Source organism: Rahnella sp. PD12R, assembly GCF_019200965.1.
Classification (GTDB): Bacteria; Pseudomonadota; Gammaproteobacteria; order Enterobacterales; family Enterobacteriaceae; genus Rahnella; species Rahnella laticis.
This window is the reverse complement of the sequence record NZ_JAHTMS010000002.1, coordinates 141,192-155,013: the sequence shown is the minus strand read 5'-3', so window position 1 is coordinate 155,013 and position 13,822 is coordinate 141,192. Positions and strand designations below refer to the sequence as shown.

Annotated in this window: 10 protein-coding genes; 9 read left to right on the top strand and 1 reads right to left on the bottom strand. The window is 55.8% G+C overall.

Annotation, left to right across the window (positions count from 1 at the left end):
- Window positions 1-253: 253 nt before the first annotated feature.
- The 9 genes from KWG64_RS04685 to KWG64_RS04645 all read left to right on the top strand — a co-directional run bounded on the left by KWG64_RS04685 (window position 254) and on the right by KWG64_RS04645 (window position 12,502).
- Window positions 254-2,500, top strand: a complete 2,247-nt coding sequence (locus KWG64_RS04685; protein ID WP_218521090.1) for a TonB-dependent siderophore receptor — start codon at window positions 254-256, stop codon at window positions 2,498-2,500.
- A 222-nt stretch (window positions 2,501-2,722) separates the two neighbouring features.
- The gene (locus KWG64_RS04680) at window positions 2,723-4,291 is read left to right on the top strand and encodes an ABC transporter substrate-binding protein (RefSeq protein WP_195815794.1); all 1,569 of its coding nucleotides are present in this window, start codon (window positions 2,723-2,725) and stop codon (window positions 4,289-4,291) included.
- Entirely contained in the window at window positions 4,291-5,343 is a 1,053-nt protein-coding gene (locus KWG64_RS04675; RefSeq protein ID WP_195824642.1) for an ABC transporter permease, read from the top strand. Before KWG64_RS04680 ends, KWG64_RS04675 begins: the two co-directional genes overlap by 1 nt.
- Before the next feature lie 21 nt (window positions 5,344-5,364).
- On the top strand, window positions 5,365-6,228 hold the full coding sequence (locus KWG64_RS04670; protein WP_370628608.1) for an ABC transporter permease: 864 nt from the start codon (window positions 5,365-5,367) through the stop codon (window positions 6,226-6,228).
- On the top strand, window positions 6,218-7,123 hold the full coding sequence (locus KWG64_RS04665) for an ABC transporter ATP-binding protein (protein WP_255562084.1): 906 nt from the start codon (window positions 6,218-6,220) through the stop codon (window positions 7,121-7,123). The genes KWG64_RS04670 and KWG64_RS04665 overlap by 11 nt, the downstream gene beginning before the upstream one ends.
- Window positions 7,116-7,793, top strand: coding sequence for an ABC transporter ATP-binding protein (locus tag KWG64_RS04660; protein WP_218521088.1), 678 nt, complete (start codon window positions 7,116-7,118; stop codon window positions 7,791-7,793). Before KWG64_RS04665 ends, KWG64_RS04660 begins: the two co-directional genes overlap by 8 nt.
- A 353-nt stretch (window positions 7,794-8,146) precedes the next feature.
- Window positions 8,147-9,724, top strand: coding sequence for an ABC transporter substrate-binding protein (locus KWG64_RS04655; protein ID WP_195815797.1), 1,578 nt, complete (start codon window positions 8,147-8,149; stop codon window positions 9,722-9,724).
- A gap of 354 nt (window positions 9,725-10,078) precedes the next feature.
- The gene (locus tag KWG64_RS04650; RefSeq protein ID WP_218521087.1) at window positions 10,079-10,726 is read left to right on the top strand and encodes a DUF998 domain-containing protein; all 648 of its coding nucleotides are present in this window, start codon (window positions 10,079-10,081) and stop codon (window positions 10,724-10,726) included.
- A gap of 72 nt (window positions 10,727-10,798) precedes the next feature.
- Window positions 10,799-12,502 carry a chloride channel protein gene (locus KWG64_RS04645; RefSeq protein ID WP_218521086.1) on the top strand — a complete coding sequence of 568 codons (1,704 nt, stop codon included), beginning with the start codon at window positions 10,799-10,801 and terminating at the stop codon, window positions 12,500-12,502.
- A 12-nt stretch (window positions 12,503-12,514) separates the two neighbouring features.
- On the opposite strand, the gene KWG64_RS04640 is transcribed toward KWG64_RS04645, so the two are convergent.
- Window positions 12,515-13,534: a transporter gene (locus KWG64_RS04640; RefSeq protein ID WP_195815800.1), complete on the bottom strand. Its 1,020-nt coding sequence runs from the start codon at window positions 13,532-13,534 to the stop codon at window positions 12,515-12,517.
- Window positions 13,535-13,822 lie beyond the last annotated feature (288 nt).

The window sequence follows — 13,822 nt, the reverse complement described above, 5'->3', positions numbered from 1 at the left end:
CGTTTTTCCGCTGCGCAGGCTCCCTGCGCAGCGTTTCCTTTCTCCGCCGTTATTTTTATCTTCCTGAATTCAAACGATTAGCCTTAGTTTCCTGCCGTTATGATTTCCCTGTGATACTTAAAACCCCCATTAACATCCTGTTTACTATGATTTTTTAACGAAAAGTCGGTTGCATTTGCAGAACGCCTGAGCATAATCCGAATGGTTTTAATAATTATTCTCATTATCGATTGAACTTTTCAGGGAATCCTCAATGCGCGCTCAACGTGAAATTTTTCACACGCCTGTTTTCGCCCGTAAGTTGCTGCCAGTGGTGATCTCTGCCGCACTGGCGGCGGTTACGCTGCCTGCACATGCGGCCACAACAACAACACTTGCGGCTGACGCTGTTAATACGGCGTCGTCTAAAACCGGCGACACCATTACCGTCACTGCCGCACAGACCGATTTTAAAGCGGGCGGCGAGACACCGGTGCCGGCCTATCTTGACGGCGACGTCGCCAACGGCGGGCGTCTCGGCGTTCTGGGCCAGCAGGACGCCATGAATGTGCCGTTCAACGTCATCAGTTTCACCAACAAACTGATTCAGGATCAGCAAAGCCGCACGCTTGGTGATGTGCTTAATAACGACGCCAGCGTTCAGACCGGTTACGGCTACGGAAACTACGCGGAAACCTTCAACATCCGCGGGTTTGCGTTAGACGGCGAGGACATTTCCTACGGCGGCCTGTACGGCGTATTGCCGCGCCAGCTGGTGCCGATGGAACTGGCCGAGCGAGTGGAGCTGCTTAAAGGCTCCAGCGCCTTTCTTAACGGCGTTCCGCCGGGCGGCACGGGCGTGGGCGGTAACGTCAACATTGAACCCAAACGCGCCACGGATACGCCAATCAACCGCGTGACTGTTGATTACACCTCATCTTCTCAGGTGGGCGGGGCGGTGGATGTTGGTCGTCGTTTTGGTGATAACAATCAGTGGGGCGTGCGCGTCAACGCAGTGAACCGTGAAGGCGAAACGGCTGTTAATGACGAACATCGCCGCCTGACCATGGGCTCGATTGGCCTCGATTATCGCGGCGATCGTTTCCGCTCTTCCTTTGATTTCGGCGTGACTAAACAGACTGTTCACGGCGGCCGTCCGGTTGTCTATCTGGGCAATGCGACCAAGGTGCCGGATGCGCCTTCAGCGACCAAAAACTACGGGCAGGATTTTGCTTCCAGTAATTTGGAAAATGAATTCGGTATGCTGAAAGCCGAGTACGACGTGGCAGACGACTGGACCGTTTACGGCGCGGTCGGTATGAACCATGACCGTGAATACGGTAACTACAGCTCTCCGACTCTGAAAGATGACAACGGCAACGCAACCATGGGGCGCCTCACCGTGCCGTACGTCTCTGACAGCGTTGCCACGCAGGCGGGCGTTCGCGGCAAATTCGACACCGGCTTTATCAGCCACAGCGTGAATCTGGGCATGTCGAGCGTGTACCGCAAATACAAAACCGCGTACACCATGTCGGCATCGTCGATTAATACCAATATTTATGATCCGGTTGACGCCAGCTCTCCGGCTACTTTGTATGCGGGCGGCAGCATGGGCGATCCGGCACTGCGTAACCGTGTCCAGAACGTCGGCGTGTCGGTTTCCGATACCTTATCGATGCTCGACGACCGTCTGCAACTGATTGCCGGTCTGCGCCGCCAGAACGTCATCGTGAAGGATTACAGCTACACCGGCACCGAAACTGACTCCTTTGAGCAGATGAGAGTCACGCCAGCTTTTGGCCTTGTGGTGAAACCGTGGGAACACGTTTCCTTCTACGCGAATCACATCGAAGCCTTGCAGGCCGGTGAAGTGTCAGGCACCACGTACAACGGCAAAGTCGTCACCAACGGCGGTCAGGCTTCCGGCATTGAAACCTCCAAACAGGATGAAGTTGGCGTAAAAACCGACTTTGGCCGCATCGCGGGCACATTATCTCTTTATCAGATTAAGAAACCGGTCGGCATGTACCGCGCCACCGGCGACACCTATGAATACGGCACCTACGGTGAAGTCCGTAACCGTGGCGTAGAGCTGAACGTATTTGGCGAACCGGTGCTGGGCGTGCGTCTGAACGGCAGCGTGACCTGGATGAACCCGGAAATGACCCAAACGCAGGACGGCGCTTACAACGGCAAAGATGCGGTGGGTATTCCGCGTTACCAGTGGGTGCTTGGCGGCGAATGGGATATTCCCGGCGGCAGCGGTGTGACGGCGCTCGGCAAAGTGATCCGCTCCGGTTCGCAATATGCTGATGAAGAAAACAGCCTGAAAGTGGACGGCTGGACGCGTCTGGACCTCGGTTTACGTTACGTGATGCCGGTCGGCCAGAACACGCTGACATGGCGTGCCAATCTGGAAAACGTCACCAACGAGAAATACTGGGCATCCGCGACGGGCGGTTATCTGACGCAGGGCGACCCGCGTGAATTTAAGCTTTCCGCGACCTACGACTTCTGATTTTGACTCACTTCCTTCCCTGTGGCGGGGAAGGGAGTTTTTTCCCGTATTTTGTACAGTAACAATCCCCGGTCAACGCCCGTCCTGACTCATTAATAACCAATCAGATAACGTTATGCAAAATATGCATAACGATAGTATTTATCAGACTTTCTGGTAGGTTGAAGAAACTTTACACTAATAAGACGTTAGCAATTTCGCTACATTGGAGAGTGTTTCTTGATGAAAGCTTTATTACCGTCCGTCCTGTTTACGGCTATTGCGGCTACTTTCTCTGTGCAGGCTGCCACGCCGCCGGACACCCTGGTTATTGCGCAATCCATTGATGACACCTCCAGTTTTGACCCGGCTCAGGGTTTTGAGCTGACGACGATTCAGGCTTTCAACAGTATTTATCAGCGTCTGGTGCAGTCAGACCCGAATAATCCTATCGATTTAAAACCGACGCTGGCGACCTCGTGGGAAGCGGCGAAAGACAACCGCAGCCTGACGTTTACACTGTCGCCAAAAGCAGTGTTCGCCAGTGGTAATCCGCTGACAGCCGATGACGTTATTTTCTCGCTGTCGCGCGTGGTGAAGCTGAACCTTGAGCCTTCATTCATCCTGACGCAGCTGGGCTGGACCGACAAAAACGTCGATACCTTCCTGACTAAAATCGACGATCATCACGTCAAAATCAGCTGGACCGCCGATGTCAGCCCGTCATTCGTGCTGAGCCTGCTGTCTGCGCCGGTGTCTTCCATCGTTGACAGCAAACTGGTGAAAACCAATGCGGCCGCTGACGATCTCGGTCACCAGTGGCTGAGCAACCATTCCGCCGGTTCCGGCCCGTACCAGATCCGTAACTATATTCCGCATGAAGTGGTGATTCTTTCCGCGAACCCGACCTCACCGGAAGGCGCGCCGAAGCTGAAAACCATTCTGATTAAAAACGTGCCGGATCCGGCTGCACGTCGCCTGCTGATTGAACAGGGCGATGCCGATATTGCGCGTAACCTCGGTTCCGACCAGATGGCTGCGCTCGAAGGCAAGAAGGGCGTGAAGCCGCTGGCGATCCCTTATGCTTCCCTGTATTTCCTGCAATTTAACGCCAAAGCCTCTCCGGCGCTGGGCAATCCGGCTTTCTGGGAAGCGGCGCGTTACCTGTTTGACTACAACCACATCGCACATGATCTGATGAAAAATCAGTTCCAGGTGCATCAGGCATTCCTGCCGGAAGGTTATCTCGGTGCGGTAAATGACACGCCGTACACCTATGATCCGGCCAAAGCCAAAGCGATTCTGGCTAAAGCGGGTCTGACGAATGTGAGCTTCACGCTCTCCACGTCCAACCAGCCACCGTATCTGGACATCGCGCAGGCCTTGCAGGCCAGCTTTGCGCAGGGCGGCGTGACCGTGAAACTGGATCCGGGTTTAAGCCAGCAGATTTCTACCAAAGTGAAAGCACACGATTACGACGCCTACATGTCTTCGTGGGGCCCGGATTACTTTGACCCGAACACCAATGCCTCTGCGTTTGCATTCAACCCGGAAGATGGCAGCAAAACGCTGGCATGGCGTGCTAACTGGTCAATTCCTGCGCTGAACAAACTGACGCTAGCCGCCATTGCAGAGCCCGATCAGGCAAAACGCGTGGCGGATTACCGTCAGCTGCAACTCGAAGTGCAGAAAAACTCACCGTTTGTCGTCGGTTTGCAGGCCAAAAGCCTGATTGCCGTGCGTGACAACATTAAAGGATATGTTCAGGGCATCAACCCGGACATGGTCTTCTACAGCAAGGTCACTAAGTAATGACAGACAGTTCAACGCCCGCCGGATTCGTCCGGCAGGGTTGGCGCTGGTCAGGCCGTTTGCTGACCGGCGTGATTTCGCTGGCGCTGACGTTGCTCGGTTTGCTGGCGTTCACCTTTACGCTTTCCCATCTCGCCCCGATTGACCCGACGTTGCAGGTCGCGGGCGATCACGCCAGTGAAGCCACCTACGCGCAGGTTCGTCGCGATCTGGGTCTGGATCAGTCGGTTCCCGTGCAGTTCGCCAGATATCTGGATCACCTCGCGCATGGCGATATGGGGATTTCCCGTATCACCGCGCAGCCGGTCGCCAGCGATCTGATGCGTACCTTTCCGGCGACGGTAGAACTGGCAACCTGTTCCATCTTGCTGGGGGGAACACTGGGAATTTTGCTGGCGCTGCTGGCCGTGTGGAAACCCGGAAGCTGGCTGGATAACATCGCGCGGTTTGTTTCGCTGCTCGGTTATTCCGTGCCGATTTTCTGGTTAAGTTTGCTCGGCCTGCTGCTGTTTTACGCCGTGCTGCACTGGGCGGGCGGCCCCGGACGGCTCGACGATTTGTACATGTACACCATGACGCCGCGCACCGGTTTTGTGCTGATTGATACCTGGCTTTCCGGCGACCGGGACATGTTCTACAACGCGATCAGCCATTTATGGTTACCGGTGACGGTGCTGGCGATGCTGTCGATGGCCGGGATTACGCGCCTTTTGCGTGCGTCCATGCTGGGCGAAATGAACAAAGAATACGTGATTCTGGCGCGCTCAAAAGGCGCGGGCAGGGTGCGCGTGTTGCTGTGCCATGTCTTCCCGAACGTGCTGGGCACGTTGATTACCGTGCTCACCTTGTCTTACGCCAGCCTGCTGGAAGGGGCGGTACTGACGGAAACGGTGTTTGCCTGGCCGGGCGTCGGACGTTACCTGACCACTGCGCTGTTTGCGGCGGATACTCCGGCCATTCTCGGCGCAACATTGCTGATTGGCACCTGTTTCGTGCTGCTCAATGCGCTGGCTGACGCCCTTACTTATTTGCTCGATCCGCGGACCCGGTAGTTTTCGCTTATGACTCAACAAATGATCCCTGAACAACCGGCGCAGGTTGACGCCGGGGCTAACGTCTGGAAGCCCGCGCGCCGCATCACTGCGCTCTCGGTCGGACTGGTACTGGTGGCGATTCTGGTGCTGACCGCGCTGCTCGCACCGCTGCTTGCGCCTTTTGATCCCAATATTCAGCACATCGAAATACGCCTGCTGCCGCCGTCCGGCGCGCACTGGCTGGGCACGGACGGCTTTGGCCGCGACCTGCTTTCCCGCGTGATTTACGGCGCGCGTCCGACGCTGCTGCTGGTGTCGCTTATCCTGATCCTGACCATTCCGGTCGGGCTGCTCATCGGCATCAGCGCCGGTTACATCGGCGGCTGGTACGAACGCATTTTGATGCGACTGACTGACATCGTGATGTCATTGCCGAGTCTGGTCATGGCACTGGCACTTGTCGCTATTATGGGGCCGGGGCTGATGAACGGCGCGCTGGCGCTGGCCTTTACCAGCTGGCCGCCGTTTGCGCGTCAGGCGCGGGCGGAAACGCTGGCGCTACGTCGCAGTGATTATCTGGCGGCGGTGAGAATGCAGGGCATCGGCGGTTTGCGTCTGATGTTCGGCCATATTCTGCCGCTGTGTCTGCCCAGCGCGGTCGTGCGTGCGGCGCTCAGCCTCGGCGGCATCATTCTGGCGTCTGCCGGTCTGGGTTTCCTCGGTATGGGCATTCAGCCACCGACCGCCGAATGGGGCTCGATGGTTGCCGAAGGCAGTAAAGTGATTTTCGACCAGTGGTGGGTAGCGGCTGCGCCGGGTGGCGCAATTCTGTTTGCCAGTCTGGCTTTCAACCTGCTGGGCGACGGCCTGCGTGACAAAATGGATCCACGACATGGCAACTGATGCTCAAACGCTTCATCAGCAACACAATCATCAGAAGACGCAACATACTGACCGGCTGACGGCGAAAGATCTCACCATTTATCTGCCGGGTGAACGCCCGCTGGAACTGGTAAAATCGCTCTCTTTCAGCGTCGGGCAGGAACGTTTGGCGCTGGTGGGGGAATCGGGTTCCGGTAAATCCCTGACCGCGCGCGCCCTGATGGGATTACTGCCGCACCCGTGCAAGCTGCGCGCTTCTGAGCTGACGCTCGGTGACCATGATCTGACCACGCTGAAAGAACGCGAGTGGAGCCGTCTTCGCGGGAACCGTGTGTCGATGGTCATGCAGGATCCGAAACACGCGCTGAATCCGACGCAGAAAATCGGCAAACAGGTGGAAGAACCGCTGCGCCTGCATACGCGCCTTGGCCGCAAAGAGCGGCAGGAAAAAGTCGCCGATATGCTGAACGCTGTCGGCCTGCCAAATCCGGCCTTCCTGCAACAACAATATCCGCATCAGCTTTCCGGCGGGATGGGCCAGCGCGTGATGCTGGCAATTGCGCTGATCAACGATCCGCAGTGGCTGATTGCCGATGAACCCACGTCTGCGCTGGATTTCGACATGCGCGAACAGGTTCTCGGGCTGATTGAACGGCTGGTGGAACAGCGCAATATGGGACTGATTCTTATCAGCCACGACCTGCAACAGGTGGCGCACCACTGCGAGCGTGTACTGGTGATGTACAAAGGCGAGTTGCTGGATGAACTGCCGGCAGATCAGCTGGCGCAGGCCACGCATCCGTATACGCATACGCTGTGGTCATGCCGTCCGAGCAAATTTACGCACGGAGAACGCCTGCCGGTGCTGGATCGCGCACTTCTGGCGTCACTGAAAAAGGAACCTCGCCATGACTGAAATCGTTGCGGAACTGGACAAGCTGAGCGTTTCGCACCGTCAGGGTTACGAAGTGCGTACCGTGGTGCATAACGTCAGCCTGACGATTAACAAAGGCGAATGTTTCGGTCTGGTCGGGCCGTCCGGCTGCGGTAAATCCTCTTTACTGTGGGTGCTCGCCGGGCTGAACGGCAACTGGGATGGCGGCCTGACGCTGCTGGATCACAAAGTGAAACCGGGCAAACCCTTTACCGGCAGCCTGCGCCGCGATGTGCAGATGGTATTTCAGGATCCGTATGCCTCGCTGCACCCGAAACACAAGCTGCTGCGCACGCTGGCGGAGCCGCTGAAAATCCTCAAAGAGCAGGATATCGAACAGAAAATTGCCGAAGGTTTCCGTCAGGTCGGGCTGGATCCGGCGCTGATGAACCGCTATCCGCACCAGCTTTCCGGCGGCCAGCGTCAGCGCGTGGCGATTGTGCGTGCGCTGTTGCTCAAACCCAAACTGCTGCTGCTCGATGAACCGACCTCCGCGCTGGATATGTCGGTACAGGCGGAAATCCTCAATCTTCTCAATGACCTGAAAGCGAACAGCGATCTGACCATGATTCTGGTGAGCCACGATGCGGATGTGATTGATCATATGTGTGATCGCGCGGTGCATATGGCGAAGGGGTATGTGTTGAGCTGAAGCTTGAGCCGCCTTGCTTGTTTAAATTCAAGGTCAGATTCAAAACCGTGGGCGTCGGCATAAGGTCATTATTCAGATCAACACTGAGCCGCCGTGCTCCTCCCCCTGAGAAGGGGGAGGTCGGGAGGGGGGTTAGCAGGCAAATGAGCCGCTAAAACCAACACCCCATCCTGGCCTTCCCCTCGTGAGAGGGGAAGGAGCAAAATCCGTCCTGCTGTTTTTTCTCATCAAGTCTGTTTAAGTCTTCTTAATCTATTTTATTAAAATACATAGCTTTATTTCATGGTTCTTGCCTTGACGTTGCCCCTCTACACTCGAAAAAACTGTCTTTTCACCTGTGGAGATCGACCTCAATGAAAGTACGTGTTCCTTCCCTGTTATTCCTGCTGATGATGGCCGTGACCCGCGTGGATGCGGCGACGCCAAAAGATACGCTGGTCGTTGCGGGTTCGCTTGAAGGCATTATCAGCCTCGATCCGGCGGAAAGTTTTGAAACCGTCAGCTCCGGCAATCTGGTTAACCTTTATCAGCAACTGGTGCAGTCCGACCGGCAGCATCCCGATAAGCTCGACCCAGACGCCGCTGCCAGCTGGCAGCCGGGGCCGGACGCGCACAGTCTGATCTTCACCCTCAAGCCTGGCCAGAAATTTTCCAGCGGGAATCCGGTGACGGCTGACGATGTAATTTACTCGTTTACCCGCGTGGTGAAACTCAATAAAAGCCCGTCGTTTATTCTCGGTGAACTGGGCTGGACGCCGGATAACGTGGACGGCAATCTGAAAAAAATCGCGGACGATAAAGTGCAGCTTAGCTGGCCGGCCGATATCGGCAGCGGGCTGGTGCTGAGCATTCTGTCCGCGCCGGTCGCCGGAATTGTGGATAGCAAACTGCTCAAGGAGCATGTCGATCAGAATGATTTCGGCAACAGCTGGCTGCGTTCACGCTCTGCGGGCAGCGGCGCGTTTGAAGTGCGTAACTATGTGCCGCACGAAGCGCTGATTTTCAAACGTAACCCGAATGCCAAACCGCTCGCGAAGATTGAGAATGTGCTGTTTAAAAATGTGGGTGATCCGTCAACGCGTCGTCTGCTGGTACTGAATGGCGATGCGGACGTGGCTTACGATTTGGGCGCAGACCAGTTCAGCTCGCTGCAAAAAGAGAAGGGCGTTCATGTGGCGCAATTCCCGGCGGCCAAAGTGTTCTATCTGGCGTTTAACGTTGGCGATACCACACAACCCGCGCTGGCAAACCCTGCGCTGTGGGAAGCGGCACGCTGGCTGGTCGATTATCAGGGGATTTCAACCGACCTGCTTAAAGGCCAGTACGGTATTCATCAGACTTTCCTGCCGGACGGTCTGGCGGGCGCGATTGACGATCAGCCGTTTAAATACGATGTCGCCAAGGCCAAAGCGATTCTGAGCAAAGGCGGGATTGCGCCGGGCACCAAAATCGATTTAATCGTGATCAACCAGCCGCCGTATTCTGATATTGCGCAGGCATTGCAGGCCAGTTTTGCCAAAGCGGATGTCAATTTAGTGGTGCATCCGCTGGTGGAAAGCGACGTGCTGACTCGCATGCGTGCGCATAAATTCCAATCGATCTTCACTTACTGGGGCGCGGATTACCTCGACCCGAACACCAACGCCAGCACCTTCGCTTATAACGTGCCAAACGGCCCGAAAACGCTGGCGCAACGTATTCAGTGGGTGATCCCGGAAATCAGCAAACAAACGCGTGCCGCAGCGGCGGAATCTGATCCGACCAAACGCAAAGCGTTGTACGCCGGTTTACAACGCGAACTGCAAAAGAACTCGCCGTTTGTGGTGGCGCTGCAAAGCAAATTGCTGGTGGCCATCCGCGATAACGTAAAAGGCGCAAGCCAGAACGTGGCGGGCAGCCAGTTGTATCTGGATACAGTGACGAAGGAATAAGAGGGGCCTTATGATCCCGTGTTCCTGAGTATTGTGAAAATTTCGGTTTCGCACGAACGGTGATTACTCGGCAACAATGGTCGAAACCGACCAAAGGAGGAAAGTGCTTTTCCTCCTTTGGATTCCTCCACGCTTTTTTACTCCGCGTTACCACCATCACGACGGACATGTTCCTTTGCATTTGTGAGTGGCGCAAATCCTGGCGCTCCGCGCTGCCTTCTCTCGGTCCCCAAGCCTGAAGTCTCGGGGCCGCTCCGTTCAGCAGGATTTTGAGCGCGCCATTAAGCGTTAAAAATGCTCAGCCTGAAGTTGTTTTGTCCTACTATTACCACACATCCCATCACTAAGACCTCCATGCAGACTCAATCTCAATGGCAAAAAACCGGTGCAGTGTGCTTCGCCCTCGGCGGTATTCTGTATTTACTGGCGGAAAAAATCAGTTCCACGGGCTGGCGGGATCCTTCCTATTCTTATCTGCATAATTACATCAGCGATTTGGGTATTGCCTCGTGTGGCATGACGCCCGACGGGCGCGACATTTGCTCACCGCTGCATAACGTGATGAACGCCGGTTTCGCGGCAGAAGGCATTCTGTTCTTTATAGCTTGCTGGCTGCTACGCCCGTTATTCAGCGCCCCGGGTCGCAACGTATTTCTCCTCTCTGGCTTGCTGCATGCCATCGGCGGCGTGCTGATTGCGTTGTTCCACAGCGGTGGCAGCACGGGCGGCGTGACGGTTCATCAGGCGGGCGCGGTGATGGCGATTGCGTGCGGCAATGTGTGTTTGCTGTCGGCGGGCTGGATGAAATTGCACAGTACAGGATGGCGGGCATTTTCACTTTTCAGCCTGGCGCTGGGCTGTACCGGGCTGGTCAGTATGGTGACAATCTCGTTCGACATTCTGCCCACCGGGCTTATCGAGCGGATGTCCGTTTATCCCATCACGTTCTGGCAGATATTCACCGGATTGTGGATCCTGACGTTCAGAAAGCAAAGCGCGTGAAAACCAAAAATTTCACCGTTTCGTTGTAAATTGATACTCTTACCCCGCCAATGTTCAGACCACTGAGACCCTATGAGCCTGAAAGCCCTCAATCTTGAATCCCTGCAAAAGAGCGACCTGATTAATTTGCTGATTGCCATTCCCGCCGGGATTGTCGCCGCGCTGGTCACTATTGCGTTTCGTGGGGCGATTTCAGGCATCAACGGTCTGATGTTTACCGACGGCAGCGATATCACCAAAGCGTTCAGCGAATACCCGCGAATAGTCTGGCCGGTGATCACCACTGCGGGCGGCGTGATTGCCGGATTCATTTTGCTGTGGGCGCTGCGTTACGAGAGCAAGCACGGCAAGATGCCGGATTATCTCGATGTGATTGACCGGCGTTTGCCGGGGATCCCGGTGGTCAGCACGCTGCTGCGCGGGTTCTCGTCGCTGGCGAGTATTGCCAGCGGCGGTTCTATCGGGCGTGAAGGCGCGATGGTGCAGCTTTCCGCGCTGAGCGGCAGTCTGCTCGGGCGGTTCTCGCGTTTTCAGGGCGTTCATCAGTCTGACATTATTGCCATGGCCGCCGCGGGCGGGCTGGCGGCGGTGTATCACGCGCCTTTTGCCGGTGCGTTGTTTGTTGCCGAAATCGCATTTGGCGTAACCGCCGTTCAGCGGCTGATCCCGCTGTTCATTTCCGCGTCGGTGGCGGTGCTGACCGTGCGTTCCCTGACCGATTACGCGCCGCTTTATCTGTATTCTTCCGTGTCGTTCAGCCCGTCGTTTGGCGCGATTTTCACGGTGCTGTTTATCGGTGTGGCGACGGGCATTCTCGGGCCGTTATTCATTTCATCCATCGATAAAGTCCGAGACTGGATGAAACCCATTTCGCATCCGGCGCTGCGCCTCGGGCTGGGTGGTCTGGGCGTCGGGCTGGTGGCGATGATCTCGCCGCTGGTGCTGGGAAACGGTTTTGAAGTGATTGATTTGATCCTCAATAACGGCGATTTACAGACGTCGCTGCTGATGTTGCTGGTGCTGAAAATCGTGGCGACGGCGATCACCATCGGTTCCGGTGCGGTCGGCGGTTTGTTTACGCCGTCATTACTGATTGGCGCGGCGGGCGGGGCGCTGGTGTGTACTTTTCTGCAATGGCTGGGGTTTGATCCCGGTCCGGTCGGGTTATATGCCGCCATCGGCATGAGCGCACTGCTGGCGGCGACCAGCCATGCGCCGCTGATGTCGATCATGATGGCGTTTGAAATGACGCTCAACAGTTCGCTGTTATTCCCGCTGATGCTGGCGACGGCGATTTCTTACGTGGTCGCCTCGCGGCTGAAAGTGGGCGGAACCTATCCGGTACTGGCGAGGCACAACGCGCGCTTTGCCGCCAAAAATGCGTTTGAATACAGCACGGTAGCCTCGCTGATTACGCCGTGCTCAAAAATGTACGTTGACGCCACGCTTTCGGAAGTGGTGAGTGAAGGGCTGAAACAGCGCACGCGCTATGTGTACGTGGTGGACAGAGAGGAGCGTTTTCTCGGCGTGGTGCCGACCAACGTGGTCGCCAGCGGGATTATTGACGGCAGCCTGAAAGCCGGCAGCGCGATTGATCCGTTTATCGAACAGGAATTTACCACGCTCTTTCAGCACGCCAGTTACGAACAGGCCTGGGCGATGTTCAGCAATTCACCGCTCGAACGCCTGCCGGTGCTGGAAAACGCCGAATCACGCCGTTTGCTGGGCGTGATCACCAAAGCCGCATTGCTTAATAAAGCCAAAGACTTCCTGTAATCGCGCCATCCGCTAACCGTCGTCGCGGCGTTTAAACGCGTACCAGCCCGCCAGCAGGGTGAATAACCCGACAATCACCACCAGCAGGATAAAACCGTGGTGATTGCCGGCGAGCGGAATTCCTCCCACGTTCATGCCGAAAAAGCCCGCCACAATGTTGATGGGCAACGCCAGCACGGTAATGACAGTCAGCACGTACAGCGTCCGGTTGCTTTGTTCCATCTGGCGCGAAGTGATCTCTTCCTGAAGCAGGCGGATACGTTCGGTCAGCGCAATCAGGTCATTGAGTACAACGGAAAACTCTTCGGCAAACTGACGTAAATCCTGCACCACGCCAGGCGCAATCCAGGCCGGAGGGCGGTTGAGCAGGCGGAAAAGCGCCGTCGGTTCCGGGGCGAGTAAACGCTGGAAACGCAAAAGCATCCGCCGTAAACGCCCCAGATTGGCGCGGTTCTTTTTGACGTGATGGCTCAGCAGGCGCTCTTCGATGGTGTCCACGTACTGATTGGCGCGGCGGACGATCTGTTCCAGCAAATCTTCCTGTTCTTCCAGCAGATGCACCAGCAGCGCGGTCGGCGAACCGATGTTCAGCGTTTCCAGCCGTTTAAACAAACGCTCGATGAGCCTGACCGGTTTGTGCCGCGCCGTCACCACCAGTTGCTGATGGCAACTGAGCCACAGCGTCGAGGATTCATCGCTGGTTTCGTTGGGGTGAAAAATGACGTCGTTGAGTACGGCCAGCAAGGTGTCATCAAGCCGCTCAATGCGCGTACTGCGCGACCCTTCGCGGATTTCTTCAAAGAAAACCTCGCCGACGGCGAAGTGTTTTTTCAGCCATTTTTCTGACATGGCGTGGTTGAGATTGACGTGGATCCAGACAAATCCTTTGTCGTGACAGATTTCCTGATAGGCCTCCTGCACCTGTTTGGAAGAAACGCGTTCGGGTTGCCTGTCGGGGCGAAAAACGAAGCCGTAAATCATACCGGTCACTTCATCGTTGAAATTAAGTACGGCGGGTTTTTCTGTCTGCATGAAGAGGTTCTGGTGGCTAAAAACAGGTGTCCCCATTACGCCAGCAATCCGGATAAATACAATAACCGGACTGCTAATTTCACAATTCTGTCATATTCCCCGCGCCTTACCCCCAATTTTCCAGTCCGGCCTCAAAGTTGACTGATTTCCCAAAGTTATTACTTTTATTTATTAATAATCAATGAATTATACAAAAACCGAAGAATACCTCTTTGGGGGTATTTCTCGCTGTATAAATTTTTACATGACGGCGGGGCGTTGATCGCAATCAAGTAGCGCACTCCCGCG